The sequence below is a fragment of the Pseudokineococcus sp. 5B2Z-1 genome, from assembly GCF_037482305.1.
In the GTDB taxonomy this organism is placed as follows: Bacteria; Actinomycetota; Actinomycetes; order Actinomycetales; family Quadrisphaeraceae; genus Pseudokineococcus.
Window position 1 is genome coordinate 925,380 of sequence record NZ_JBBHZG010000002.1, and the last position, 22,343, is coordinate 947,722.

34 protein-coding genes are annotated in these 22,343 nt (G+C 74.5%); all 34 read left to right on the top strand.

The features are described from left to right. Window positions 1-7 precede the first annotated feature (7 nt). Window positions 8-289: a 30S ribosomal protein S19 gene (rpsS, locus tag WDV85_RS08380; RefSeq protein WP_119139906.1), complete on the top strand. Its 282-nt coding sequence runs from the start codon at window positions 8-10 to the stop codon at window positions 287-289. A 60-nt stretch (window positions 290-349) separates the two neighbouring features. After that, on the top strand, window positions 350-742 hold the full coding sequence (gene rplV, locus WDV85_RS08385) for a 50S ribosomal protein L22 (RefSeq protein WP_171201659.1): 393 nt from the start codon (window positions 350-352) through the stop codon (window positions 740-742). Next, window positions 742-1,551: a 30S ribosomal protein S3 gene (gene rpsC / locus WDV85_RS08390; protein WP_171201660.1), complete on the top strand. Its 810-nt coding sequence runs from the start codon at window positions 742-744 to the stop codon at window positions 1,549-1,551. The genes rplV and rpsC overlap by 1 nt, the downstream gene beginning before the upstream one ends. A gap of 3 nt (window positions 1,552-1,554) precedes the next feature. Next, a complete protein-coding gene (gene rplP / locus WDV85_RS08395) occupies window positions 1,555-1,974 on the top strand; it encodes a 50S ribosomal protein L16 (RefSeq protein ID WP_171201661.1) in 420 nt (139 codons plus the stop codon). Continuing rightward, window positions 1,974-2,222, top strand: coding sequence for a 50S ribosomal protein L29 (gene rpmC, locus WDV85_RS08400; RefSeq protein ID WP_171201662.1), 249 nt, complete (start codon window positions 1,974-1,976; stop codon window positions 2,220-2,222). The genes rplP and rpmC overlap by 1 nt, the downstream gene beginning before the upstream one ends. Further along, window positions 2,219-2,515, top strand: a complete 297-nt coding sequence (rpsQ, locus tag WDV85_RS08405) for a 30S ribosomal protein S17 (RefSeq protein ID WP_171201663.1) — start codon at window positions 2,219-2,221, stop codon at window positions 2,513-2,515. Before rpmC ends, rpsQ begins: the two co-directional genes overlap by 4 nt. A gap of 124 nt (window positions 2,516-2,639) precedes the next feature. After that, window positions 2,640-3,008, top strand: a complete 369-nt coding sequence (gene rplN, locus WDV85_RS08410) for a 50S ribosomal protein L14 (RefSeq protein WP_171201664.1) — start codon at window positions 2,640-2,642, stop codon at window positions 3,006-3,008. A gap of 1 nt (window position 3,009) precedes the next feature. Next, window positions 3,010-3,372: a 50S ribosomal protein L24 gene (rplX, locus tag WDV85_RS08415; protein WP_212755735.1), complete on the top strand. Its 363-nt coding sequence runs from the start codon at window positions 3,010-3,012 to the stop codon at window positions 3,370-3,372. Next, entirely contained in the window at window positions 3,369-3,965 is a 597-nt protein-coding gene (rplE, locus tag WDV85_RS08420) for a 50S ribosomal protein L5 (RefSeq protein WP_339570185.1), read from the top strand. Before rplX ends, rplE begins: the two co-directional genes overlap by 4 nt. Window position 3,966: 1 nt before the next feature. Further along, window positions 3,967-4,152, top strand: a complete 186-nt coding sequence (locus WDV85_RS08425; RefSeq protein WP_171201666.1) for a type Z 30S ribosomal protein S14 — start codon at window positions 3,967-3,969, stop codon at window positions 4,150-4,152. A gap of 166 nt (window positions 4,153-4,318) precedes the next feature. After that, window positions 4,319-4,717 carry a 30S ribosomal protein S8 gene (gene rpsH, locus WDV85_RS08430; protein ID WP_171201667.1) on the top strand — a complete coding sequence of 133 codons (399 nt, stop codon included), beginning with the start codon at window positions 4,319-4,321 and terminating at the stop codon, window positions 4,715-4,717. A 16-nt stretch (window positions 4,718-4,733) separates the two neighbouring features. Then, a complete protein-coding gene (rplF, locus tag WDV85_RS08435; RefSeq protein ID WP_339570186.1) occupies window positions 4,734-5,273 on the top strand; it encodes a 50S ribosomal protein L6 in 540 nt (179 codons plus the stop codon). Further along, window positions 5,273-5,668, top strand: coding sequence for a 50S ribosomal protein L18 (rplR, locus tag WDV85_RS08440; RefSeq protein ID WP_171201669.1), 396 nt, complete (start codon window positions 5,273-5,275; stop codon window positions 5,666-5,668). The genes rplF and rplR overlap by 1 nt, the downstream gene beginning before the upstream one ends. A 63-nt stretch (window positions 5,669-5,731) precedes the next feature. Beyond that, complete coding sequence (gene rpsE, locus WDV85_RS08445; protein ID WP_298801355.1) at window positions 5,732-6,349, top strand: 30S ribosomal protein S5; 618 nt, start codon at window positions 5,732-5,734, stop codon at window positions 6,347-6,349. Next, the gene (rpmD, locus tag WDV85_RS08450) at window positions 6,349-6,531 is read left to right on the top strand and encodes a 50S ribosomal protein L30 (RefSeq protein ID WP_339570187.1); all 183 of its coding nucleotides are present in this window, start codon (window positions 6,349-6,351) and stop codon (window positions 6,529-6,531) included. The genes rpsE and rpmD overlap by 1 nt, the downstream gene beginning before the upstream one ends. Before the next feature lie 2 nt (window positions 6,532-6,533). Beyond that, on the top strand, window positions 6,534-7,004 hold the full coding sequence (gene rplO, locus WDV85_RS08455; protein ID WP_339570188.1) for a 50S ribosomal protein L15: 471 nt from the start codon (window positions 6,534-6,536) through the stop codon (window positions 7,002-7,004). A 258-nt stretch (window positions 7,005-7,262) separates the two neighbouring features. Beyond that, window positions 7,263-8,558 (top strand): preprotein translocase subunit SecY, encoded by a 1,296-nt coding sequence (gene secY, locus WDV85_RS08460; RefSeq protein WP_171201673.1) that lies wholly within the window; start codon window positions 7,263-7,265, stop codon window positions 8,556-8,558. Further along, on the top strand, window positions 8,555-9,124 hold the full coding sequence (locus WDV85_RS08465; RefSeq protein ID WP_339570189.1) for an adenylate kinase: 570 nt from the start codon (window positions 8,555-8,557) through the stop codon (window positions 9,122-9,124). The genes secY and WDV85_RS08465 overlap by 4 nt, the downstream gene beginning before the upstream one ends. A gap of 3 nt (window positions 9,125-9,127) precedes the next feature. Beyond that, entirely contained in the window at window positions 9,128-9,958 is an 831-nt protein-coding gene (gene map, locus WDV85_RS08470) for a type I methionyl aminopeptidase (RefSeq protein WP_339570190.1), read from the top strand. A gap of 236 nt (window positions 9,959-10,194) precedes the next feature. Continuing rightward, window positions 10,195-10,416 carry a translation initiation factor IF-1 gene (infA, locus tag WDV85_RS08475; protein ID WP_123379890.1) on the top strand — a complete coding sequence of 74 codons (222 nt, stop codon included), beginning with the start codon at window positions 10,195-10,197 and terminating at the stop codon, window positions 10,414-10,416. A gap of 175 nt (window positions 10,417-10,591) precedes the next feature. Further along, on the top strand, window positions 10,592-10,705 hold the full coding sequence (rpmJ, locus tag WDV85_RS08480; RefSeq protein WP_030903823.1) for a 50S ribosomal protein L36: 114 nt from the start codon (window positions 10,592-10,594) through the stop codon (window positions 10,703-10,705). A 175-nt stretch (window positions 10,706-10,880) separates the two neighbouring features. Beyond that, entirely contained in the window at window positions 10,881-11,261 is a 381-nt protein-coding gene (gene rpsM / locus WDV85_RS08485; protein ID WP_339570191.1) for a 30S ribosomal protein S13, read from the top strand. 156 nt (window positions 11,262-11,417) lie between these two features. Next, window positions 11,418-11,825 carry a 30S ribosomal protein S11 gene (gene rpsK, locus WDV85_RS08490; RefSeq protein WP_171201676.1) on the top strand — a complete coding sequence of 136 codons (408 nt, stop codon included), beginning with the start codon at window positions 11,418-11,420 and terminating at the stop codon, window positions 11,823-11,825. A 37-nt stretch (window positions 11,826-11,862) separates the two neighbouring features. After that, window positions 11,863-12,489: a 30S ribosomal protein S4 gene (gene rpsD, locus WDV85_RS08495; RefSeq protein WP_171201677.1), complete on the top strand. Its 627-nt coding sequence runs from the start codon at window positions 11,863-11,865 to the stop codon at window positions 12,487-12,489. Window positions 12,490-12,665: 176 nt separating this feature from the next. Further along, window positions 12,666-13,685, top strand: a complete 1,020-nt coding sequence (locus WDV85_RS08500; RefSeq protein ID WP_171201678.1) for a DNA-directed RNA polymerase subunit alpha — start codon at window positions 12,666-12,668, stop codon at window positions 13,683-13,685. Between the two features lie 66 nt (window positions 13,686-13,751). Continuing rightward, window positions 13,752-14,477, top strand: a complete 726-nt coding sequence (rplQ, locus tag WDV85_RS08505; protein ID WP_339570192.1) for a 50S ribosomal protein L17 — start codon at window positions 13,752-13,754, stop codon at window positions 14,475-14,477. 80 nt (window positions 14,478-14,557) lie between these two features. Beyond that, complete coding sequence (locus tag WDV85_RS08510) at window positions 14,558-15,472, top strand: tRNA pseudouridine synthase A (protein ID WP_339570193.1); 915 nt, start codon at window positions 14,558-14,560, stop codon at window positions 15,470-15,472. Beyond that, window positions 15,456-16,034, top strand: coding sequence for a DUF5709 domain-containing protein (locus WDV85_RS08515; RefSeq protein WP_339570194.1), 579 nt, complete (start codon window positions 15,456-15,458; stop codon window positions 16,032-16,034). Before WDV85_RS08510 ends, WDV85_RS08515 begins: the two co-directional genes overlap by 17 nt. Before the next feature lie 102 nt (window positions 16,035-16,136). After that, window positions 16,137-17,927: an ABC-F family ATP-binding cassette domain-containing protein gene (locus WDV85_RS08520; protein WP_339570195.1), complete on the top strand. Its 1,791-nt coding sequence runs from the start codon at window positions 16,137-16,139 to the stop codon at window positions 17,925-17,927. A 198-nt stretch (window positions 17,928-18,125) separates the two neighbouring features. Next, complete coding sequence (gene rplM / locus WDV85_RS08525) at window positions 18,126-18,569, top strand: 50S ribosomal protein L13 (RefSeq protein WP_171202491.1); 444 nt, start codon at window positions 18,126-18,128, stop codon at window positions 18,567-18,569. Window positions 18,570-18,612: 43 nt separating this feature from the next. After that, entirely contained in the window at window positions 18,613-19,125 is a 513-nt protein-coding gene (gene rpsI / locus WDV85_RS08530; protein WP_445263218.1) for a 30S ribosomal protein S9, read from the top strand. 267 nt (window positions 19,126-19,392) lie between these two features. After that, a complete protein-coding gene (gene glmM / locus WDV85_RS08535; RefSeq protein WP_339570196.1) occupies window positions 19,393-20,748 on the top strand; it encodes a phosphoglucosamine mutase in 1,356 nt (451 codons plus the stop codon). Window positions 20,749-20,856: 108 nt separating this feature from the next. Further along, the gene (locus tag WDV85_RS08540) at window positions 20,857-21,990 is read left to right on the top strand and encodes a GNAT family N-acetyltransferase (protein ID WP_339570197.1); all 1,134 of its coding nucleotides are present in this window, start codon (window positions 20,857-20,859) and stop codon (window positions 21,988-21,990) included. A 149-nt stretch (window positions 21,991-22,139) separates the two neighbouring features. Continuing rightward, window positions 22,140-22,343, top strand: a 204-nt coding sequence (locus WDV85_RS08545) for a hypothetical protein (RefSeq protein WP_339570198.1), incomplete at its 3' end; no start/stop codon positions are given.

The following is a 22,343-nucleotide window of genomic DNA, read 5'->3' on the forward strand; positions in this document are numbered from 1 at the left end:
ACCGGACATGCCGCGCAGCCTGAAGAAGGGCCCCTTCGTCGACGACCACCTCCAGAAGAAGGTGGACGTGCAGAACGAGAAGGGCACGAAGAACGTCATCAAGACCTGGTCCCGGCGCTCCGTCGTCACCCCGGACTTCCTGGGCCACACCTTCGCGGTGCACGACGGCCGCAAGCACGTCCCGGTGTTTGTCACCGAGGCGATGGTCGGCCACAAGCTGGGGGAGTTCGCCCCCACGCGGACCTTCCGCGGCCACGTGAAGGACGACCGGAAGGGCCGTCGCCGCTGACCTCGGGTCAGCAGCGACGAGACCTCCGGGAAGACCGAAGGAAGAGAAGGCAGGACAGCGATGGAAGCCATGGCGAAGGCGCGCTACGTGCGCGTCACGCCCCAGAAGGCCCGGCGCGTCGTCGACCTCGTCCGTGGCAAGCGGGCGGGCGACGCCCTCGCGGTGCTCGAGTTCGCGCCGCAGGCGGCGAGCGAGCCCGTGCGCAAGGTCGTGCAGAGCGCGATCGCGAACGCCCGCGTGAAGGCCGACCAGGCCGGTGAGGCCTTCGACGAGCGCGAGATGGTCGTGTCCGCGGCGTTCGTCGACGAGGGCCCGACGATGAAGCGGTTCCGCCCGCGGGCCCAGGGCCGCGCGGCGCGCATCAACAAGCGCACCAGCCACATCACGGTGGTGGTCGCGCCCGTGCCGGCGCGCGCCGCCGCGACGACCTCGACGACGGGGAGGAGCTCCTAGTGGGCCAGAAGGTCAACCCGCACGGCTTCCGGCTGGGCATCACCACCGAGCACCGCTCCCGGTGGTTCGCCGACTCGACGAAGTCCGGCCAGCGCTACCGCGACTACGTGGGCGAGGACGTGTCGATCCGCAAGCTCATGTCCACGGGCATGGAGCGCGCCGGCATCGCCAAGGTCGACATCGAGCGCACCCGCGACCGCGTGCGCGTGGACATCCACACGGCGCGACCGGGCATCGTCATCGGCCGCCGCGGCGCGGAGGCCGACCGCCTGCGCGGCGAGCTCGAGAAGCTCACGGGCAAGCAGGTCCAGCTCAACATCCTCGAGGTCAAGAACCCCGAGACGGATGCGCAGCTGGTCGCCCAGGGCATCGCCGAGCAGCTCGCGAGCCGCGTGGCGTGGCGCCGCGCGATGCGCAAGGGCATGCAGACGGCCTCGCGCGCCGGCGCCAAGGGCATCCGGGTGCAGTGCTCGGGTCGCCTCGGCGGCGCCGAGATGAGCCGCTCGGAGTTCTACCGCGAGGGCCGCGTCCCCCTGCACACGCTCCGCGCGAACATCGACTACGGCTTCTACGAGGCCAAGACGACGTTCGGCCGCATCGGCGTCAAGGTCTGGGTCTACAAGGGCGACCTGACGAGCCGCGAGCTCGCGCAGCAGCAGGCGAACGCGCCCCGCGGTCCGCGCGGCCCCCGGGCCGAGCGTCCGACGCGCGGTCGTCGTCCCGCCGGTGACGCCCCGCAGGCGCAGGCCCCGGCCACCGAGGCCGGCGTCGCCCCGCAGGCCGTCGCGAACCCCGGAACGGAGGGCTGAGACGTGCTCGTCCCGCGCAGGCTGAAGCACCGCAAGCAGCACCACCCCAAGCGCACCGGGGCCGCCAAGGGCGGCACCACGATCGCCTTCGGCGACTACGGCATCCAGGCCCTCGAGCCGGCGTACGTCACGAACCGGCAGATCGAGTCCGCTCGTATCGCCATGACCCGCTACATGAAGCGCGGCGGGAAGGTCTGGATCAACATCTACCCGGACCGCCCCATCACGAAGAAGCCCGCCGAGACCCGCATGGGCTCCGGCAAGGGCTCGCCCGAGTGGTGGGTCGCCAACGTCAAGCCGGGCCGGATGATGTTCGAGATCTCCGGCGTGGCCGAGCCCGTGGCCCGCGAGGCCATGCGGCTCGCCATCCACAAGCTGCCGATGAAGTGCCGCTTCGTCGCGCGCGAGGGGAGTGAGGTCTGATGGCCGTCGGCAGCGAGGACCTGGCGCCCGCGAAGCTCCGCGAGAAGGACGCCGACCAGCTGGTCGAGGAGCTGCGCCGCGCGAAGGAGGAGCTCTTCAACCTCCGCTTCCAGTCGGCCACCGGCCAGCTGGAGAACCACACGCGGCTGCGCGCCGTGCGCCGCGACATCGCGCGCATCTACACGGTGATGCGCGAGCAGGAGCTCGGCATCATCAGCGCCCCGGCCGCCGGGGGGAGCGAGAAGTGAGCGAGGACGCAGTGAGCACGGACACCACCGCCGCCGCCGAGCAGCGCGGGTACCGCAAGAACCGCATCGGCGTCGTGGCCAGCGACAAGATGGACAAGACCGTCGTGGTCGTCGTCGAGGACCGCGTCAAGCACGCGCTCTACGGCAAGGTCATCCGGCGCACGAGCAAGGTGAAGGCGCACGACGAGACCAACGCCTGCGGCGTCGGCGACCGCGTGCGCATCGCCGAGACGCGGCCGCTGTCGGCCACCAAGCGCTGGCGCGTCGTCGAGGTGCTCGAGAAGGCCGTCTGAGGCCTCCGGGCCCCGCCGGCCCCCTCCCGCGGGGGAGGGGAGCCGGCACCCCCGCACCACCACGGAAGAGTCCGTTCCGCCAGGCTCGCGACGAGAACCGGCGCGACGACAGGAGTGTCGAACAGTGATCCAGCAGGAGTCGCGGCTCAAGGTCGCCGACAACACGGGTGCCAAGGAGATCCTCTGCATCCGCGTCCTCGGCGGCTCAGGCCGCCGGTACGCCGGCATCGGGGACGTCATCGTGGCGACCGTCAAGGACGCCATCCCCGGCGGCAACGTCAAGAGGGGCGACGTCGTCAAGGCGGTCGTCGTCCGCACCCGCAAGGAGCGCCGTCGCCCGGACGGCTCCTACATCCGCTTCGACGAGAACGCGGCCGTCATCCTCAAGGCGGACGGCGACCCGCGCGGCACCCGCATCTTCGGCCCCGTCGGGCGCGAGCTGCGCGACAAGCGCTTCATGCGGATCGTCTCGCTGGCCCCGGAGGTGCTCTGAGATGCCGAAGCTGAAGATCAAGAAGGGCGACCTGGTCCAGGTCATCACGGGCGCCACGCAGGCGCGCGGCGGTGACCGCGGCAAGCAGGGTCGCGTCATCGCGGTGTTCCCCGAGCGCCAGCGCGTGCTGGTCGAGGGCGTCAACCGCATCACCAAGCACGTCAAGGCCGGGGCGGCCGGGCGCGGCTCGGGCGGTCGCGAGACCGTCGAGGCGCCGATCCACATCAGCAACGTGCAGGTCGTGGACCCGGAGACCGGTCGGCCCACGCGGGTCGGCGTGCGCACCGAGACGACCGAGCGCGACGGGCGGACCGTGACGACCCGCGTCCGCGTGGCCAAGCGCTCCGGCAAGGACATCGCATGAGTGAGACGACCACCTCGCCCGCCACCGTGACCGAGGCCAGCGGCGCGCCGCAGCCGCGGCTCAAGGCGCGCTACCGCTCCGAGATCGCGCCGGCGCTGCGCGAGCAGTTCGGCTACGCCAACGTCATGCAGATCCCCGGCCTGGTCAAGGTCGTGGTGAACATGGGCGTGGGCGACGCCGCGCGCGACTCGAAGCTCATCGACGGCGCCGTCCGCGACCTCACCACCATCACCGGGCAGAAGCCGCAGGTGACGCGGGCCCGCAAGTCGATCGCGCAGTTCAAGCTGCGCGAGGGCATGCCGATCGGCTGCCACACGACGCTGCGCGGTGACCGCATGTGGGAGTTCCTCGACCGCCTCGTGTCGCTGGCGCTGCCCCGCATCCGCGACTTCCGCGGTCTCTCGCCGAAGCAGTTCGACGGGCGCGGCAACTACACGTTCGGCCTCACGGAGCAGTCGATGTTCCACGAGATCGACCAGGACCGCATCGACCGCGTGCGCGGCATGGACGTCACGGTCGTGACGTCGGCACGCAACGACGACGAGGGCCGGGCGCTGCTGCGCCAGCTCGGCTTCCCCTTCAAGGAGGACTGACATGGCGAAGACCGCCCTGGTCACCAAGGCCGCGCGCAAGCCCAAGTTCGGTGTCCGCGCCTACACGCGCTGCCAGCGCTGCGGCCGCCCGCACTCGGTCTACCGCAAGTTCGGCCTCTGCCGCGTGTGCCTCCGCGAGATGGCCCACCGGGGCGAGCTCCCGGGCATCACGAAGAGCTCCTGGTGAGCCCCCGCCCCCGGCTCGCAGCGCCGGGGGCACGAGCGGGCGAGGCCCGCTCGGCAGCACGAGTCCCAGAAGCACCGCCGGACCACCGCGTCCGGCACGGACGCCTCAGGTCCGCCCCCGCCCGCCGGGGAGCGGAAACCGAGGTGAGGAAGGGCGGACGAGCCCGATGACGATGACCGACCCGATCGCGGACATGCTCACGCGCCTGCGGAACGCCAACTCGGCGTACCACGACGACGTGACCATGCCCTACAGCAAGCTCAAGCAGCGCATCGCCGAGATCCTCCAGGCGGAGGGCTACATCGCCGGCTGGTCGGTGGAGGACGCCGAGGTGGGGCGCAAGCTCACCCTCGAGCTGAAGTTCGGCCCCAACCGCGAGCGCTCCATCGCCGGCGTCCGGCGGGTCAGCAAGCCGGGCCTGCGCGTGTACGCGAAGTCGACCAACCTGCCCCGCGTCCTCGGCGGCCTGGGCGTGGCGATCCTGTCCACGTCCTCCGGCCTCCTCACGGACCGGCAGGCCACGAAGCAGGGCGTGGGCGGGGAAGTCCTCGCCTACGTCTGGTAAGGGCGGAGGAGGAAGCATGTCCCGCATCGGAAGGCTGCCCATCGACGTCCCCGCCGGGGTCGACGTCTCCATCGACGGCCAGGAGGTCGTCGTCAAGGGCCCGCGCGGCACGCTCGCGCACACGGTCGCCGCGCCCATCTCGGTCGAGCGCGGCGAGTCCGGGGCGCTCCACGTCGTCCGCCCGGACGACGAGCGCACCAACCGTTCGCTGCACGGCCTGACCCGCTCGCTGCTCGCGAACATGGTCACGGGCGTCACCACGGGCTACGAGAAGAAGCTCGAGATCGTCGGCACCGGCTACCGCGTGCAGGCCCGGGGCGGCTCCCTGGAGTTCGCGCTCGGCTTCAGCCACCCGGTCGTCATCCCGGCGCCCGAGGGCATCACGTTCTCGGTCGAGGCCCCCACCCGCTTCTCGGTGCAGGGCATCGACAAGCAGCTCGTCGGCGAGGTCTCCGCCAACATCCGCAAGCTGCGCAAGCCCGACCCGTACAAGGGCAAGGGCGTCCGCTACGCGGGCGAGCAGGTCCGGCGCAAGGTCGGGAAGGCAGGTAAGTGATGGCACGCAGGTCCTCCTACCGGGGCGTCACCGCCGTCCGGGGCACCGGCACGACGGCGGCCCGCGGCCGTCGCCACCTGCGGGTGCGCAAGAAGGTCTCCGGCACGCCGGCCCGACCGCGCCTCGTGGTCAACCGCTCCACCCGCCACGTCTTCGTGCAGGTCGTCGACGACACCGTCGGCCGCACGCTGGCCTCGGCCTCCACGATGGAGGCCGACCTGCGCGCGCTGGACGGCGACAAGACCGCCAAGGCGCGCCGCGTGGGCGAGCTGGTGGCCGAGCGCGCCCGCGCCGCGGGCATCGAGGCCGTGGTCTTCGACCGCGGCGGCAACCGCTACCACGGCCGCGTGGCCGCTGTGGCCGACGGCGCCCGCGAGGGCGGGCTCGCCGTCTGAGCCGGCCCCCGGGCTTCGGCACAGGCGACTGACGCGAGAGACGAGAGAGAGAAGAGACCAGACATGCCTGGACCCCAGCGCCGCGGCGCCGGCGCCGGCACGGGCGGCCCCGGCGGCAACGACCGCCGCGACCGCCGTGACGGCCGCCGGGGCGACTCCGCGGACCGCAGCCAGTTCCTCGAGCGCGTGGTGACGATCAACCGCGTCTCCAAGGTCGTCAAGGGCGGTCGCCGCTTCAGCTTCACCGCGCTCGTCGTGGTGGGCGACGGCGACGGCACCGTCGGCGTCGGCTACGGCAAGGCCAAGGAGGTGCCCGCGGCCATCGCCAAGGGCGTCGAGGAGGCCAAGAAGGCCTTCTTCCGCGTGCCCCGCGCCCAGGGGACGATCCCGCACCCCGTCACGGGCGAGGACGCGGCCGGCGTCGTGCTCCTGCGCCCGGCGTCGCCGGGTACCGGGGTCATCGCGGGTGGCCCGGTGCGCGCCGTCCTCGAGTGCGCCGGCGTGCACGACGTGCTGACGAAGTCGCTCGGCTCGAGCAACGCCATCAACATCGTCCACGCGACGGTGGCGGCCCTCAAGGGCCTCGAGCGCCCCGAGTCCGTCGCGGCCCGCCGCGGCAAGACGCTCGACGAGGTCGCCCCCGCGGCCCTCGTCCGGGCCATGTCGGGGACGGCCTCCTGATGGCGCGGCTCAAGGTGACCCAGACCCGCTCGACCATCGGCGGGAAGCAGAACCAGCGCGACACGATGCGCACCCTCGGCCTCAAGCGGATCGGCGACGTCGTCGTCAAGGACGACCGCCCGGAGATCCGCGGAATGGTCACCACGGTGGCGCACCTCGTGACGCTCGAGGAGGTCGACTGACCATGGCGGACGAGACGACGGGCCCGCAGGGCCGCACCCTCAAGGTCCACCACCTGCGCCCGGCCCCGGGCGCGAAGACGGCGCGCACGCGCGTCGGCCGCGGTGAGGCCAGCAAGGGCAAGACCGCCGGGCGCGGCACCAAGGGCACCAAGGCCCGCTACCAGGTGTCCGCGGCCTTCGAGGGCGGCCAGACCCCGCTGCACATGCGGCTGCCGAAGCTCCGCGGGTTCACCAACCCGTTCGGCACGACTTACCAGGTCGTGAACCTCGACCGGCTCTCCGAGCTCTTCCCGCAGGGCGGGGCCGTGGGCGTCGACGAGATGGTCGCGGCCGGGGCCGTCCGCAAGGGTCAGAAGGTGAAGGTCCTGGGCCAGGGCAGCGCTGACGTCGCGCTGCAGGTCACGGCCCACGCCTTCTCCGCCTCCGCGGTCGAGAAGATCGCCGCCGCCGGCGGCAGCACCACCACGCTCTGAGCCCTCCCGACGCCCCGCCGCCCCCCCGGGCGGCGGGGCGTCGTGCTCCCCGCTCCGCCCCGCGCCGGACGGCGCGGCACCGGAGCCGTCCCCGACCGGCGCCGCGACGCGGGTAGGGTCGGCTCCCGGCGCCCCGCCCGAGGACGGGCGGCGGCCCACCCGACCGCCCACCTGACCGCCCACCTGCCCGCACCCGCACCGCTCCGCCGGCAGGCCGCCGGCGCGGCGACCGCCCGAGCCGGGCGATCTGGAGGACACGTGCTCAGCGCATTCGTGCGGGCGTTCCGCACGCCCGACCTGCGGCGCAAGCTGCTCTTCACCGCGGGGATCATGGCGATCTTCCGGCTGGGCTCGTTCGTCCCGGTCCCGGGGGTCAGCTACGCCAACGTCCAGCAGTGCCTGTCGACGTCGGCGTCCTCCAACGACCTGCTGGGGCTGGTCAACCTCTTCAGCGGTGGAGCGCTGCTCCAGCTGTCGGTCTTCGCGCTCGGGATCATGCCGTACATCACCGCGAGCATCATCACGCAGCTGCTCACGGTCGTGATCCCCCGCTTCGAGGAGCTGAAGAAGGAGGGGCAGTCCGGGCAGGCGAAGCTCACGCAGTACACGCGGTACCTGACGATCGCCCTGGCCGTGCTCCAGTCCTCCACGTACATCGCCGTGGCGCGCGCCGGGCAGCTCTTCCCCGGTTGCACCGCCGAGATCATCCCCGACGACTCCGTGGTCACCATCGTGCTCATGGTCATCACGATGACCGCGGGCACCGGACTCATCATGTGGATGGGCGAGCTCATCACCGAGCGGGGCGTCGGCAACGGCATGTCGCTGCTCATCTTCACCTCGATCGCCGCCACCTTCCCCGGGCAGCTGTGGAGCATCGGGCAGAGCCAGGGCTTCGGCGTCATGGCCGTCGTCATCGCCGTCGGGCTCGTCATCGTGGCGCTCGTCGTCTTCGTCGAGCAGTCCCAGCGGCGCGTGCCCGTCCAGTACGCCAAGCGCATGGTGGGGCGCCGCATGTACGGCGGGACGAGCACCTACATCCCCATCAAGGTCAACATGGCCGGCGTCATCCCGGTCATCTTCGCGTCGTCGCTGCTGTACCTGCCCGCGCTGGTCGCGCAGTTCAACGACCCGCAGTCCGGGTGGGTGCAGTGGGTGAACGCCAACCTGGTCCAGGGCGACAGCGCCGTCTACATCGTCGCCTACATCGCGCTCATCATCTTCTTCACGTACTTCTACGTCGGGATCACCTTCAACCCCGACGAGGTCAGCGACAACATCAAGCGGGTCGGGGGCTTCATCCCCGGCGTCCGCGCGGGCCGCCCCACGGCCGAGTACCTCGACTACGTCCTCACCCGCATCACGCTGCCCGGGGCCATCTACCTCGGCTTCGTCGCCCTCATCCCGCTCATCGCCCTCGTGCTGGTCGGCGCCACCCAGAACTTCCCGTTCGGTGGCACGTCGATCCTCATCGTCGTCGGCGTCGGGCTGGAGACGGTGAAGCAGATCGAGAGCCAGCTCCAGCAGCGCAACTACGAGGGGTTCCTCCGATGAGGCTCGTCCTCCTGGGCCCGCCCGGAGCGGGCAAGGGCACCCAGGCCGCCCGCCTCGCCACCGAGCTGGACGTGCCGGCCATCTCGACCGGCGACATCTTCCGCGCCAACGTCAGCGAGGGCACCGAGCTCGGGCGCACCGCCAAGTCCTACATGGACGAGGGGGAGTACGTGCCCGACGAGGTGACGAACGCCATGGTGCGCGAGCGGCTGCAGGCCGACGACGCCGCGGACGGCTTCCTCCTCGACGGCTACCCGCGGACGACGGCGCAGGTCCGCGAGCTCGACGCGATGCTCAGCGGCACCGGGGTCGAGGGCGTCGAGGCGGTCGTCCTGCTCACGGTCGACACCGAGGAGGTCGTCAAGCGCCTCGCCCAGCGCTCGGCGGAGCAGCACCGCTCGGACGACGGCGAGGCCGTCCAGCGGCACCGCCTCGAGGTGTACGAGGCGCAGACGGCGCCGCTCGTCGACGTGTACGACCGGCGCGGCCTGCTGCGCCGTGTGGACGGGATGGGCGCGGTGCCCGACGTCACCGCGCGCGTCCTCGCGGCGCTCGGCCGAGGCTGAGGCGTGGGGCTCCTGCGGCGCGAGCGCGTCGAGTGGAAGACGCCCGAGCAGGTGCTCCTCATGCGCCGGGCCGGTCTCGTCGTGGCGGACGCCCTCGAGGCCGTCCGGGGCGCCCTCGCCCCGGGGGTGACGACCGCCGAGCTCGACCGCGTGGCCGAGGGGGTCGTCCGCGGTGCCGGGGCGGTGCCCTCCTTCCTGGGCTACCAGGGGTTTCCGGCGTCGCTGTGCGTCTCCGTCAACGAGGAGGTCGTCCACGGCATCCCCGGTGAGCGGGTCCTGCGGGACGGGGACCTCGTGTCCGTGGACTGCGGCGCGGTCGTCGACGGCTGGCACGGCGACGCGGCCTTCAGCGCCGTCGTCGACGGCGGCGGGGGAGCGGTGGACCCGGAGGACGTGGCGCTCGTCGAGGCCACGGAGGCCGCCATGTGGGCGGGTCTGGCCGCCCTGGCCGGCGCCGAGCGGCTGGGCGCGGTGGGCGCCGCCGTCGAGGACTCCCTGGCGGGGCGCTACGGCATCGTCGAGGGCTACGTCGGCCACGGCATCGGGACCGCCATGCACCAGCCGCCCGAGGTGCTCAACCACCGCTCGCGCGAGCGGGGCGCCAAGGTGCGCCCGGGGCTCTGCGTGGCCGTGGAGCCGATGGTGGCGCGCGGCACCGCGGAGACCGAGGTGCTCGCCGACGACTGGACGGTCGTGACCGCGGACGGCGCCCGCGCCGCCCACTGGGAGAACACCGTCGCCGTCCTCGAGGGCGGCCTTTGGGTCCTCACGGCGCCCGACGGGGGGGCCGCGGGCCTCGCCCGCCACGGCGTCCCCGTGGCCCCCCTGGCCTGAGGGCGGGGGAGGGCCGCTCCCGGCGATTTCGCGCTGGGGCCGCGCTCGCGTACGCTGCTGCGTCGGTGCACGAGCGCGCTCGCACGCCCACGTCCTCGCCCCGCGGCTGGTTCGGCGACGACGTCCCGTCGGACGACCTCTCGTCCTGGCGGGTCGGGCCCGTCACGCGCGCGGCACCGACGACCGGTGACGACTGCGACGGGCGGCTCAGGCGCGCCCGCGACGAGCGGAGGGCAATGGCCAAGAAGGACGGGGTCATCGAGATCGAGGGCGCTGTGGTGGAGGCGCTGCCGAACGCCATGTTCCGCGTGGAGCTGAGCAACGGCCACAAGGTCCTCGCGCACATCTCGGGGAAGATGCGCCAGCACTACATCCGGATCCTCCCCGAGGACCGCGTGGTGGTGGAGCTCAGCCCGTACGACCTGACCCGCGGCCGCATCGTCTACCGCTACAAGTGATCCGGCGGCACCACCAGCAGCACCGCACGCCCGCCCACCCGCCGCGCCCGTGGCCGGTCGGAGGGGCGCACCGTCCCGCGGGACGTCCCGGTCGCCCGACGGCGGCACCGGGCCGGACCACCGAGCCCCACGAGCACCGACGGACCCGACGCGGTCCCGGCGGTGGAGGACAGCGATGAAGGTCAAGCCGAGCGTCAAGAAGATCTGCGACAAGTGCAAGGTGATCCGCCGCAACGGCCGGGTCATGGTCATCTGCGACAACCTGCGCCACAAGCAGCGCCAGGGCTGATCGCCCCCGGTGCGCGCCGACCCGGTGCGCACCGGTGCAGCAGCACCCGACCCCCTCCTCCCCGCGAGGACGGGACGTCACCCCCCGCCCGGAGGCGGGGGACCCGCGAGGAGCCCCCGGGCCCCGGCGGGACGGTGCTGCCCCACACCTCCGGCTGAGCACCAGGAGCACCGCGATGGCACGCATCGTCGGCGTCGACCTCCCCCGCGACAAGCGGCTCGAGGTCGCGCTCACGTACATCTTCGGCGTCGGGCGCACCCGCGCCATGGAGACGCTCACGGCCACGGGCATCAGCCCCGACCTGCGCGTCAAGGACATGACCGAGGACGACCAGGTCAAGATCCGCGACCACATCGAGTCGGCCTACCAGGTGGAGGGCGACCTCCGCCGCGAGGTGGCCGCCGACATCCGCCGCAAGGTCGAGATCGGCTGCTACGAGGGGCTGCGGCACCGCCGGGGCCTGCCGGTGCGCGGCCAGCGCACCAAGACCAACGCGCGCACCCGCAAGGGCCCGAAGCGCACGGTCGCCGGCAAGAAGAAGGTCGGCCGCAAGTAGGCCGTCCCGGTCGGCCCGCCCGTCGGGCCGACCCGCCCCGCCTCCGCCGCGCCCGGCGCGGCGCGCGGGGAACGGCTCCCAGACCGCCGCCGGCCGGCGCGGGCCCAACGCCCCGCCGCCGGTCAGCTCGCCCCACGTCCAGGAGAGAACCAGCCCATGCCCCCCAAGACCCGCACCCCCGGTGGCGCGCGCCGCACGCGCCGCAAGGAGAAGAAGAACGTCTCCGCCGGCCAGGCGCACATCAAGAGCACCTTCAACAACACCATCGTCTCGATCACGGACCCCACGGGTGCGGTGATCTCCTGGGCCTCCGCCGGCCAGGTCGGCTTCAAGGGCTCGCGCAAGTCGACGCCCTTCGCCGCGCAGATGGCCGCCGAGGCCGCCGCCCGCCGCGCCCAGGAGCACGGCATGCGCAAGGTCGACGTCTTCGTCAAGGGTCCCGGCTCCGGCCGTGAGACCGCCATCCGCTCGCTGCAGGCCACGGGCCTCGAGGTGGGCACCATCCAGGACGTGACGCCGCAGGCCCACAACGGCTGCCGCCCGCCCAAGCGCCGGCGCGTCTGACCCGGCCGCAGCGAGACGAAGGAGACGAGAGACACCCATGGCGCGTTACACCGGGCCCGACTGCAAGCGCTGCCGTCGTGAGAAGCAGAAGCTCTACCTGAAGGGCGCGAAGTGCGACTCGGGCAAGTGCCCGATCGAGATCCGCCCCTACCCGCCGGGCGAGCACGGCCGCGGCCGCACGAAGGACAGCGAGTACCTGCTGCAGATGCGCGAGAAGCAGAAGTGCGCGCGCATCTACGGCGTCCTCGAGAAGCAGTTCCGCAGCTACTACGAGGAGGCGCAGGGCCGCTCCGGCCGCACCGGCGAGACCCTCCTCGAGATCCTCGAGCTCCGGCTCGACAACGTCGTGTACCGCGCGGGCTTCGCCAAGTCGCGGGACGCGGCCCGCCAGGCGGTCCGCCACGGCCACATCCGCGTCAACGGCCAGAAGGTCGACATCCCCAGCGCCCGCGTGCAGCCCAACGACATCGTCGAGGTGCGCGAGAAGTCGCTCGAGATGACGCCGTTCGTCGTCGCCAAGGCCGAGCTCGAGGGCAAGACCACGCCCGCGTGGCTCGAGGTGCAGGCGGACCACATGCGCGCCCTGGTCCACGGCGTCCCGGCCCGCGCGGCCATCGACGTCCAGGTCCAGGAGCAGCTCATCGTCGAGTACTACTCGAAGTGACGCGCCCGGTCCGGTAGGACCACCAGGGCCGGTCCCCGCCAGCGGCGGGGGCCGGCCCGCACCCGCGTCGGTCGACCGCGACCGCGCGGGAGGTCGGCGGGCGCTCGCGCGCCCGCGGCCGCACGCGCCCCCCTGGGGTCATATGGCGGACCCCGCGCCCGGAAGGACACCTGCCCGTGCTCATCGCACAGCGCCCCACCCTCACCGAGGACCGCGTCGCCGAGCGCCGCTCGCGCTTCACCATCGAGCCGCTCGAGCCCGGCTTCGGCTACACCCTCGGCAACAGCCTCCGCCGCACGCTGCTCTCGTCGATCCCCGGCGCGGCGGTCACGAGCATCCGCATCGACGGCGTGCTCCACGAGTTCTCCACGATCCCCGGGGTCAAGGAGGACGTCACCGAGATCATCCTCAACGTCAAGGGCCTCGTCGTCTCCAGCGAGCACGACGAGCCCGTGACGATGTACCTGCGCAAGCAGGGTCCCGGCGAGGTCACCGCCGCCGACATCGCGCCGCCCGCCGGCGTGGAGGTCGCGGACACCGGGCTGCACATCGCCACGCTCAACGAGAACGGCCGGCTCGAGATGGAGCTGACCGTCGAGCGCGGCCGCGGCTACGTCTCCGCCGCCCAGAACAAGTCGGGCGACGCCGAGATCGGCCGGATCCCGGTCGACTCGATCTACTCCCCGGTGCTCAAGGTCACCTACAAGGTCGAGGCCACGCGCGTCGAGCAGCGCACGGACTTCGACCGGCTCGTCGTCGACGTGGAGACCAAGCCCTCGACGGTGCCCGCCGACGCCATGGCCTCGGCCGGCAAGACCCTCGTCGAGCTCTTCGGCCTGGCGCGCGAGCTCAACGTCGAGGCCGAGGGCATCGACATGGGCCCCTCGCCCACGGACGCGGCCATGGCCGCCGACCTCGCGCTGCCCATCGAGGACCTGGACCTCACGGTCCGCAGCTACAACTGCCTCAAGCGGGAGGGCATCCACTCGGTCGGCGAGCTCGTCGCCCGCAGCGAGGCCGACCTGCTGGACATCCGCAACTTCGGCGCGAAGTCCATCGACGAGGTCAAGGTCAAGCTGGGCACCATGGGCCTCCAGCTCAAGGACAGCCCGCCCGGGTTCGACCCGAGCGCGGCCCTCGAGGCCTACGAGGGCGACGACGACGACGCGTCGTTCGCCGAGGACGAGCAGTACTGACCACCCGCCCAGTGCTGACGTCCGGGCGGTGCCCGGGCTGACGCACGGCCCACCCGAGGAGACACCATGCCCACCCCCACCAAGGGCCCGCGGCTCGGCGGCGGTCCGGCGCACGAGCGCCTGATCCTGGCCAACCTGGCCACCCAGCTGTTCGAGCACCGCAGCATCACGACGACGCAGGCGAAGGCGAAGCGGCTGCGGCCGTTCGCCGAGCGGCTCATCACCTTCGCCAAGCGGGGCGACCTCGCCGCGCGCCGGCGCGTGATGACCGTCGTGCGCGACAAGACGGTCGTGCACGAGCTGTTCACGGACATCGCCCCGCAGATGGCCCAGCGCGACGGCGGCTACACCCGCACGACGAAGATCGGCCCCCGCAAGGGCGACAACGCCCCCATGGTCGTCATCGAGCTCGTCACCGAGCCCGTGTCGGCACGCCAGGACGTCGTCCGCGAGGCCACGGCCGCGACCGGCCGCGCGTCCCGCGACCGCGACGAGGCTCGCGCCAGCGCGGCCGAGGCGGCGGACGTGCCGGTCACGCAGGTCGACGACGCCGACGCGGCGGCCCTGTCCGAGGCGCGCGCCGAGGACTCGGCCACCGAGGCCGAGGACGCGGCGGGCCGCGCCGACACCGAGGCCGCCGGCGACGCCACGGCCGACGCCGAGACGGCGGCCGGTGACGCCGACGTCCTCGCGCCGGGCTCGTCGGACGCCGAGGACGCCGACGCGGCGGCCGACGCCGCCGACGAGGTCACCACGGCGGCCGAGGACGCCGAGAAGGACAGCCGCAGCTGACCGAGCACGGCCCCGTCGAGCCCGCCGCCCCCGCCCGGGGCGGCGGGCTCTCGCCGTCCGCGGGGGAGGCGCTCGTCCGCGTGCGGCTCGACGTCGCCTACGACGGCGCGGGCTTCGCGGGATGGGCGGCGCAGCCGGGCCTGCGGACCGTCGAGGACGAGCTGTCGGGCGCCCTCGGCCGGGTGCTGCGGCGCCCCGCCCCGCGGCTCGTCGTCGCCGGGCGCACGGACGCCGGCGTGTCGGCGCGCGGCCAGGTCGTCCACGTCGACGTCGAGGAGGCCGCCTGGACGGCGCTGCCCGGCCGCGCCGCCGGGAGCCCGGGCGCGCCGTCGCCGGGGCGGGCGCTCCTGCGCCGGCTCGCGGGGGTGCTGCCGGCCGACGTCGTCGTGCGCGGCGCCCGGCCGGCGCCCGCGGGGTTCGACGCGCGCTTCGGGGCGCTGCGCCGCCGCTACGCCTACCGGGTGGTCGACGACCCGGCCGCCCGGGACCCGCTGCGCCGCGGCGAGGTGCTCGTCGTGCGGCGCACGCTCGACGTGGCGGCGATGGCGCGGGCGGCGTCGCCGCTGCTCGGCGAGCACGACTGGCTGCCGTACTGCCGTCCTCGCGCGGGCGCGAGCACCGTGCGGACCCTCCTGCGCCTCGGCTGGTCCCGGGCGGCGGACGGCGTCGTCGTCGCGGACGTCGAGGCCGACGCGTTCTGCCACCACATGGTCCGCTCGCTCGTCGGTGCGTGCCTGGCCGTGGGGGAGGGACGCCGCGACGAGGGCTGGCCCGCGCGGGTGCTCGCCGCCGGCGTGCGCGACCCCGCGGTCGCCGTCGTGCCCGCGCACGGCCTCGTGCTCGAGGAGGTCGTCTACCCGTCGGACGAGGAGCTCGCGGCGCAGGCGGTGCGGGCGCGCTCGTACCGGGGGCCGGTCGCCCCGGGGGAGGGCGCCGGCACCGCGCGCGAGGTCCCGCGGCCGGTGGCAGGGTCGGGGCATGAGCACGACACCTGACGAGTCCAGCGCCGTCGGCGACGACGTCTACCAGCCCGACGCGGGCGGCGTCGACGACGCCGCGGTGGACCCCGACGTCCGCGACTACGACGACGAGAACAGCCTGGGGACGCTCTCGCAGGACGAGGCCCTCGACCAGGGCTACTCCCCGCCGGAGCGCCCGCGCGAGCTCGGCCGCCAGGGCACGACGCTCGAGGAGCAGCGCGAGGGCGAGAGCCTCGACGAGCGCCTGGCCGAGGAGGTCCCCGACCCGGCCATGGAGGTGCCCGACCCCCTCGCCGAGGACCCGGGCCCCGTGCGGCACGACGCCGAGATGTCGACCGGTGACGCCGACGACGTCGCGGAGCCGCCGGCCCCGGGCACCGAGGCCGACCTCGACACCGACGGCGAGCTCCTCGACGACCAGGTGGGCGACGTGCGCGCCGGCCGCCTCGTCGACCCGTCGGGGGGCATCGGCCCGGACGCCGAGAAGGACGAGGTCGCGCAGGACGTCGGCATCGCCGGCGGCGCCGCGGGGGCCGAGGAGGCGGCGGTCCACGTCGTCGACGAGGACCGCGCCTGACCGGCACCTGCCCGGCGCCCGCCTGAGGCCCGCCGGGCGCGGCGGGGCGCGGCCCCAGAACCCGGTGTCCCCGGAGCCCCGGCTCCGGGGACACTGCCGCGCGTGGGGCACGTCGAGCTGAACCGGGTCTCCCTCGCGCTGCCGGACGGCCGGCCCCTGCTGCGCGAGGTGTCGCTGCGCGTCGGGGACGGGTCGACGACGGCGCTCGTCGGCCCCAACGGGGCCGGCAAGACGACGCTGCTGCGGCTCGTGACGGGCGAGGTCGCGGCGACCTCGGGCGCGGTGACGAGCTCCGGCGGCGTGGCCGTGCTCGACCAGCGCGTCGGGCGCGGCGGCCCGGGCGACGAGCGCGCCGTGCGCGACCTCCTCGTGGCCACCTCGCCGCCCCGGCTGCGCGACGCCCTCCTCGAGCTCGACGCCGCGGAGCTCGCCGTCATGGAGGTCGACGACGAGGCCGCCCAGATGCGCTACGCGCAGGCCCTCGTCGACGCGGGGGACGCCGGCTCCTACGACGTCGAGGTCCACTGGGACGCCGTCACGCGCTCGGCCCTCGGCCTGCCGTACGAGCGCTGCCGCTGGCGCGCCCTGTCGAGCCTGTCCGGCGGCCAGGCCAAGCGCCTGGCGGTCGAGGCCCTCCTGCGGGGCCCCGCGGAGGTGCTCGTCCTCGACGAGCCCGACAACTCCCTCGACGTGCCGGCCAAGAGGTGGCTCGAGGGGGTCCTGCGCGAGACGCCGAAGAGCGTCCTGTTCGTCAGCCACGACCGGGAGCTGCTCGCGCGGACGGCGACGTCCGTCGTCACCCTCGAGCCGGGCCCGGGCGGGGCCCGCGCCTGGACCCACGGGGGCGGCTTCGCCACCTGGCACGAGGCGCGGGCGACGCGCACCGCGCGCCTGGAGGAGCTGCGACGGCGCTGGGACGAGGAGCACGCCCAGCTGCGGGCGCTCGTCGTGGCCCTGCGCCAGAAGGCCACCTTCAACGACGGGATGTCGTCGCGCTACCAGGCCGCGCAGACGCGCCTGGCGCGCTTCGAGGAGGAGGGCCCGCCGCCGGAGGCCCCGCAGCACCGCCCGCTGCGGCTGCGGCTCGCCGGGGGACGCACCGGGCGCCGGGCCGTCGTCCTCGAGCAGGTCGCGATCCCCGGGCTGCTCGAGCCCGCGGACCTCGAGGTCTGGTACGGCGACCGGGTGGCGCTCCTCGGGCCCAACGGGTCGGGCAAGTCCCACCTCCTGCGCCTGCTGGCCGCGGGCGGCACCGACCCCGAGCCCGAGCACGCGCCCGCCACGAGCGACGTCCCGGTCGACCCGGTGGCCCACAGCGGGCGGGCCCGGCTCGGGGCGCGCGTGCGCCCGGGCTGGTTCTCCCAGCGCGAGCGCGGCAGCGCGCACGGGGCGGACGCGGGACGAGCAGGGGACGGCGCGGGGGAGGGGGCGGGTGGCCGGAGGCCGGGGGGCCGCCTGCCGACGCTGCTCGAGGTGCTGCACCGCGGGGACGGCGCCCGGGCGGGGATGGGCCGCGAGGAGGCGGCGCGCGCGCTCGACCGGTACGGGCTCGCCCGCGCGGCCGAGCAGAGCACCGACCAGCTCTCGGGCGGGCAGCGCGCCCGCTTCCGCGTGCTGCTCCTCGAGCTGTCCGGGGCGACGCTCCTGCTCCTCGACGAGCCGACGGACGACCTCGACCTCGAGTCGGCCGAGGCCCTGGAGCGGGCGCTGGCGGACTTCTCGGGGACCGTCGTCGCCGTCACGCACGACCGCTGGTTCGCGCGCGGCTTCGACCGCTTCCTCGTCCTGGGGGCGGACGGGCGGCTCGTCGAGGTGCCCGAGCCGGTGTGGGAGGCCGCGCCGCCGCCGGCGGCGGACGGGGGGCGGCGGCGGCCGGCTCCCGAGCCGCTTTGACCGGCGCGCCGGGGGTCTCGTACAGTCGTCCGCGAGTTCCGGGACGTGCCATGCCCTGCGCCGGCCGCGTCCGCCTCGTCGGACGTCGGCCGCGCTGCATCCCAGCGCGGCAGCGCGTGCGGCGAGCCCCGGACGAAGCAGCCCGGACCAGCCGGTCCGGAGGCCGTGGACGACCCCGACAGGACGAAGGCAACGACCGTGCGCACGTTCTCCCCCAAGCCCGCCGACGTCGAGCGCCGCTGGCACGTCATCGACGCCAGCGACGTCGTGCTCGGCCGCCTCGCGACCCACACCGCCTCGCTGCTGCGGGGCAAGCACAAGACGGTCTTCGCGCCGCACGTCGACACCGGTGACTTCGTCGTCATCGTCAACGCCGACAAGGTGGCCCTCACGGGCAGCAAGCGCGACCAGAAGATCGCCTACCGCCACTCGGGCTACCCGGGCGGCCTCAAGGCGACCTCCTACACCGAGCTCCTCGAGAAGAACCCCGAGAAGGCCGTGGAGAAGGCCGTCCGCGGCATGCTCCCGAAGAACAGCCTCGGCCGGGCGATGATCAAGAAGCTCAAGGTCTACTCGGGCCCGTCGCACCCCCACGGCGCCCAGCAGCCGCAGTCCTTCCAGATCACCCAGGTCGCGCAGTAGTCCCCTCGCGCCCGGCCCCCGCACCCGCTCCCGAGGAGATCTCGTGACCGTCCAGACCGACAGCACCGACTACCAGGACGGCGGGCTCGACACCACCGTCGAGACCGACGCCCCCAGCAGCTACACCAGCGAGTCCTCGTCCGTCGCGGGCTCGGGGCAGAGCATCGTGGCCCCGGCCATGGCGACCGGCCGCCGCAAGGAGGCCGTCGCCCGGGTGCGCATCGTCCCCGGCTCGGGCCAGTACTCGGTGAACGGGCGCGACCTCGCCGCCTACTTCCCGAACAAGGTCCACCAGCAGCTCGTCAACGACCCCTTCACGGTCACCGAGCTGCAGGGCCGCTTCGACGTCATCGCCCGCATCGACGGCGGCGGTCCCTCGGGCCAGGCCGGCGCGCTGCGCCTGGGCATCGCCCGCGCGCTCAACGCGGTCGACGTCGAGGCCAACCGCGCGGTGCTGAAGAAGGCCGGCTTCCTCACGCGCGACGCGCGCGTCAAGGAGCGCAAGAAGGCCGGGCTCAAGAAGGCCCGCAAGGCGCCCCAGTACTCCAAGCGCTGACCCCGGCGGGCTCGAGCCCGCCGCGGAGCGCCGCACCGAAGCCCCGGGGCCTGCGCCCCGGGGCTTCGGTGCGTCCGGGGGCCGACCTCCCAGCACCGACCGACCTCCCAGCACCGACCGACCTGCCAGCACCGACCGACCACCACGGAGGACCAGTGGCCAGGCTCTTCGGCACCGACGGGGTGCGGGGCGTCGCGAACGTCGCCGTCACCGCCGAGCTCGCGCNCGACCGACCTGCCAGCACCGACCGACCACCACGGAGGACCAGTGGCCAGGCTCTTCGGCACCGACGGGGTGCGGGGCGTCGCGAACGTCGCCGTCACCGCCGAGCTCGCGCTGGACCTCTCGGTCGCGGCGGCGCACGTCCTGGCCGACCGGGGCGCCTTCGCCGGGCACCGCCCCCGCGCCGTCGTGGGGCGGGACCCGCGCGCCTCGGGCGAGTTCCTCTCCGCCGCGGTCGTGGCGGGCCTCGCCAGCGCGGGCGTGGACGTCGACGACGTCGGCGTCGTGCCGACCCCCGCCGTCGCGTCCATCGTCGCCGCCTCGGGCGCCGACCTCGGGGTCGTCCTCTCCGCCTCGCACAACCCGATGGCCGACAACGGCATCAAGTTCTTCGCGCGCGGTGGGCACAAGCTGCCCGACGACGTCGAGGACGCCATCGAGCGGCGCTCGGGCGAGGAGTGGGCCCGTCCCACGGGGGCTGGTGTGGGCCGTGTGCGGCGCGACGACGAGGCGGGCCCGGCGTGGGCGCGGGCCCTCGGCGCGTCGGCGCCCCACCGGCTCGACGGCCTGAAGGTCGTCGTCGACTGCGCCCACGGGGCCGCGAGCGAGCTGGGGCCCCTGGCCCTCGCGACGGCCGGCGCGGACGTCGTCGTCGTCGGGGCGTCCCCGGACGGCGTCAACATCAACGACGGCGTCGGCTCCACGCACCCCGAGGTGCTGCAGGCCGCCGTCCTCGAGCACGGCGCCGACGCGGGCGTCGCCTACGACGGCGACGCCGACCGCTGCCTCGCCGTCGACGCCACCGGGGCGCTCGTCGACGGGGACCAGATCATGGGCGTCCTCGCGCTGGCCCTGGCCGAGCGGGGCGAGCTGCGGCACGACGTCCTCGTGACGACGGTCATGAGCAACCTCGGCCTCGTGCTCGCCATGGAGGCGGCCGGCATCCGGTGCGCGCGCACGGCGGTGGGGGACCGGTACGTCCTCGAGGAGATGCGCCGGGGCGGCTACGCGCTGGGCGGCGAGCAGTCGGGCCACGTGCTGCTGCTCGACCACGCGACGACGGGCGACGGCGTGCTGACGTCCCTGCACCTGCTCGCCCGGGTGGCCGAGAGCGGGCGCGGCCTCGCGGACCTGGCCGCCGGCATCCCGAGGCTGCCGCAGGTCCTCGTCAACGTGCCGGGCGTCGACCGCGCGGGCGCCGGCACCGACCCGGGGGTGCGCGACGCCGTCGCCGCGGCGGAGGCCGAGCTCGGCGACACGGGCCGGGTGCTGCTGCGCCCCTCCGGGACGGAGCCGCTCGTGCGCGTCATGGTCGAGGCGCCGAGCGCCGAGACGGCCCAGGAGGTCGCCGACCGGCTCGCGGGCGTCGTGCGCCAGCGGCTGGCCCTCCGGGAGGAGTGAGCCCCGCCTCCGGGGCTGCGGAGCGGGGGACCTCAGAGCCCCGGGACCTCCTGCGCGCGAAATCGGTGGACCGCTGACGGCGGGGCCGTCGATCCTGCGGTCGTGCGCGTGACGAGCAGCCCCGGTGACGACCCCGCCTTCCTCGCCGAGGGCTTCGAGGCCTGGCACGCGGCCGAGGAGGCCGGGCGCCGGCACGGCCTGCCGACGGCGGCCTCGTGGCCGCGGGAGGAGGCGCGGGCCGAGCTCGCCCACCCGGTCCCGTGGGAGCCCGTCGTCGTGCTGTCGGCGGTGGACGACGGCGAGGTCGTCGGGGCCGCGCGCGTCGAGGCGCCGCAGCGCGACAACCGGGACCTCCTGTACTGCGAGGTGGCGGTGCCGGCTCCCTCGCGGCGCCGCGGGGTGGCCTCGGCCCTCCTGCGGGCCGTCTGCGACCTCGCGGACGAGCAGGGGCGCCCCCGGCTGCTCACCGAGGTGGCCGTGCCCCTCGACGCCGACGTCGACCGGTGGCCCGGTACGGCCTTCGCCGCGGCCAGGGGCTTCACGCTCGGGGTGGCCGACGTCCGGCGCGAGCTGCCGCTGCCGGCCGACGAGGACCACCTCGCGGCCCTCCGCGCCGTGGCCCTCCCCCGGTCGACGGGGTACCGCTGGGAGGTGCTGCGCGGAGCCCCGGGGCCCGAGGACGCAGCGGCGATGGCCGAGCTGTCCTCGCGGATGCTCACCGAGGCCCCCCAGGACGACCTCGTCGTCGAGGCGGAGGACGTGGACGCCGAGCGCGTCCTGGCCGAGCACCAGCGGTCGGAGGCGCTGGGGCGGACGCGCTGGGTGGCGCTCGCGCGCAGCGACGACGGTGCGACGGCGGGGTACTCGATGCTCGTCCGCAGCGACCACGAGCCCGACGTGCTCCACCAGTGGGACACCCTCGTGCTGCCGGAGCACCGGGGGCACCGCCTCGGCCTGCTGCTCAAGATCGACTGCCTCGCCGCAGCGCTCGCCGACGGGCGCGAGCAGGGATGGGCTGGCTCGCTGCGCTCGGTGCGGACGTACAACGCGGCGAGCAACGGGCCGATGATCGCGGTCAACGAGGAGATGGGCTTCCGCCCCGTCGAGCTGCTGCACGAGATGCAGGCCGAGGTCTCCGCCGTCCGCGCGGCGCTCGACGGGCGGCTCGCGGGAGCTGCCGCTCCTGGGGAGGAGCCGGCGGCGACCGCCGCCGCCGGGGCTGCGGTAGCCGACGGGTCCTGACGGGCGCGGGCGGCTCGGCGGGCGCAGGCGCCGAGGCGATCGCCGCGGGCGGTGTCCGGCGGCTGCGCACAGGTCGGTGGAGCGGGGCGTCGTCCACAGGCCGCGGAGCCGTGGGGGCGTTGTCGGACTCCACCCCTAGTGTCGTACACGTGTTCGAAAGGGGCGTGAGCGGGGGCGAGGGGGACGACGCCGTCCTGCCGTCCGCCTCGCCGTGCGCCGGTCGTGGCGCCGGCGCCCCTGACGCGACGGGTGCGGCCGCGGGCCGGGACGGCGGCGTCGCCGAGCTGGTGGGTGAGGTCGGTCGGGTGCGGTCGGCGGTGCGGGCCGGGGCGCTGGGTCGGGTGCAGGCGGTG

Bases quoted from the DNA above. Each gene is read 5' to 3' on its own strand.
- rpsM (WP_339570191.1), top strand. From the start codon at position 10,881: ATGGCACGCATCGTCGGCGTCGACCTCCCCCGCGACAAGCGGCTCGAG.
- rpmC (WP_171201662.1), top strand. From the start codon at position 1,974: ATGGCCGTCGGCAGCGAGGACCTGGCGCCCGCGAAGCTCCGCGAGAAG.
- rpsE (WP_298801355.1), top strand. From the start codon at position 5,732: ATGCCTGGACCCCAGCGCCGCGGCGCCGGCGCCGGCACGGGCGGCCCC.
- WDV85_RS08465 (WP_339570189.1), top strand. From the start codon at position 8,555: ATGAGGCTCGTCCTCCTGGGCCCGCCCGGAGCGGGCAAGGGCACCCAG.
- rplQ (WP_339570192.1), top strand. From the start codon at position 13,752: ATGCCCACCCCCACCAAGGGCCCGCGGCTCGGCGGCGGTCCGGCGCAC.
- WDV85_RS08515 (WP_339570194.1), top strand. From the start codon at position 15,456: ATGAGCACGACACCTGACGAGTCCAGCGCCGTCGGCGACGACGTCTAC.
- rpmD (WP_339570187.1), top strand. From the start codon at position 6,349: ATGGCGCGGCTCAAGGTGACCCAGACCCGCTCGACCATCGGCGGGAAG.
- rplO (WP_339570188.1), top strand. From the start codon at position 6,534: ATGGCGGACGAGACGACGGGCCCGCAGGGCCGCACCCTCAAGGTCCAC.
- rpsH (WP_171201667.1), top strand. From the start codon at position 4,319: ATGACGATGACCGACCCGATCGCGGACATGCTCACGCGCCTGCGGAAC.
- infA (WP_123379890.1), top strand. From the start codon at position 10,195: ATGGCCAAGAAGGACGGGGTCATCGAGATCGAGGGCGCTGTGGTGGAG.
- rplR (WP_171201669.1), top strand. From the start codon at position 5,273: ATGGCACGCAGGTCCTCCTACCGGGGCGTCACCGCCGTCCGGGGCACC.
- rpmJ (WP_030903823.1), top strand. From the start codon at position 10,592: ATGAAGGTCAAGCCGAGCGTCAAGAAGATCTGCGACAAGTGCAAGGTG.
- rplX (WP_212755735.1), top strand. From the start codon at position 3,010: ATGCCGAAGCTGAAGATCAAGAAGGGCGACCTGGTCCAGGTCATCACG.
- WDV85_RS08425 (WP_171201666.1), top strand. From the start codon at position 3,967: ATGGCGAAGACCGCCCTGGTCACCAAGGCCGCGCGCAAGCCCAAGTTC.
- rplE (WP_339570185.1), top strand. From the start codon at position 3,369: ATGAGTGAGACGACCACCTCGCCCGCCACCGTGACCGAGGCCAGCGGC.
- rplV (WP_171201659.1), top strand. From the start codon at position 350: ATGGAAGCCATGGCGAAGGCGCGCTACGTGCGCGTCACGCCCCAGAAG.
- rpsK (WP_171201676.1), top strand. From the start codon at position 11,418: ATGCCCCCCAAGACCCGCACCCCCGGTGGCGCGCGCCGCACGCGCCGC.
- rpsS (WP_119139906.1), top strand. From the start codon at position 8: ATGCCGCGCAGCCTGAAGAAGGGCCCCTTCGTCGACGACCACCTCCAG.
- rpsD (WP_171201677.1), top strand. From the start codon at position 11,863: ATGGCGCGTTACACCGGGCCCGACTGCAAGCGCTGCCGTCGTGAGAAG.
- rplF (WP_339570186.1), top strand. From the start codon at position 4,734: ATGTCCCGCATCGGAAGGCTGCCCATCGACGTCCCCGCCGGGGTCGAC.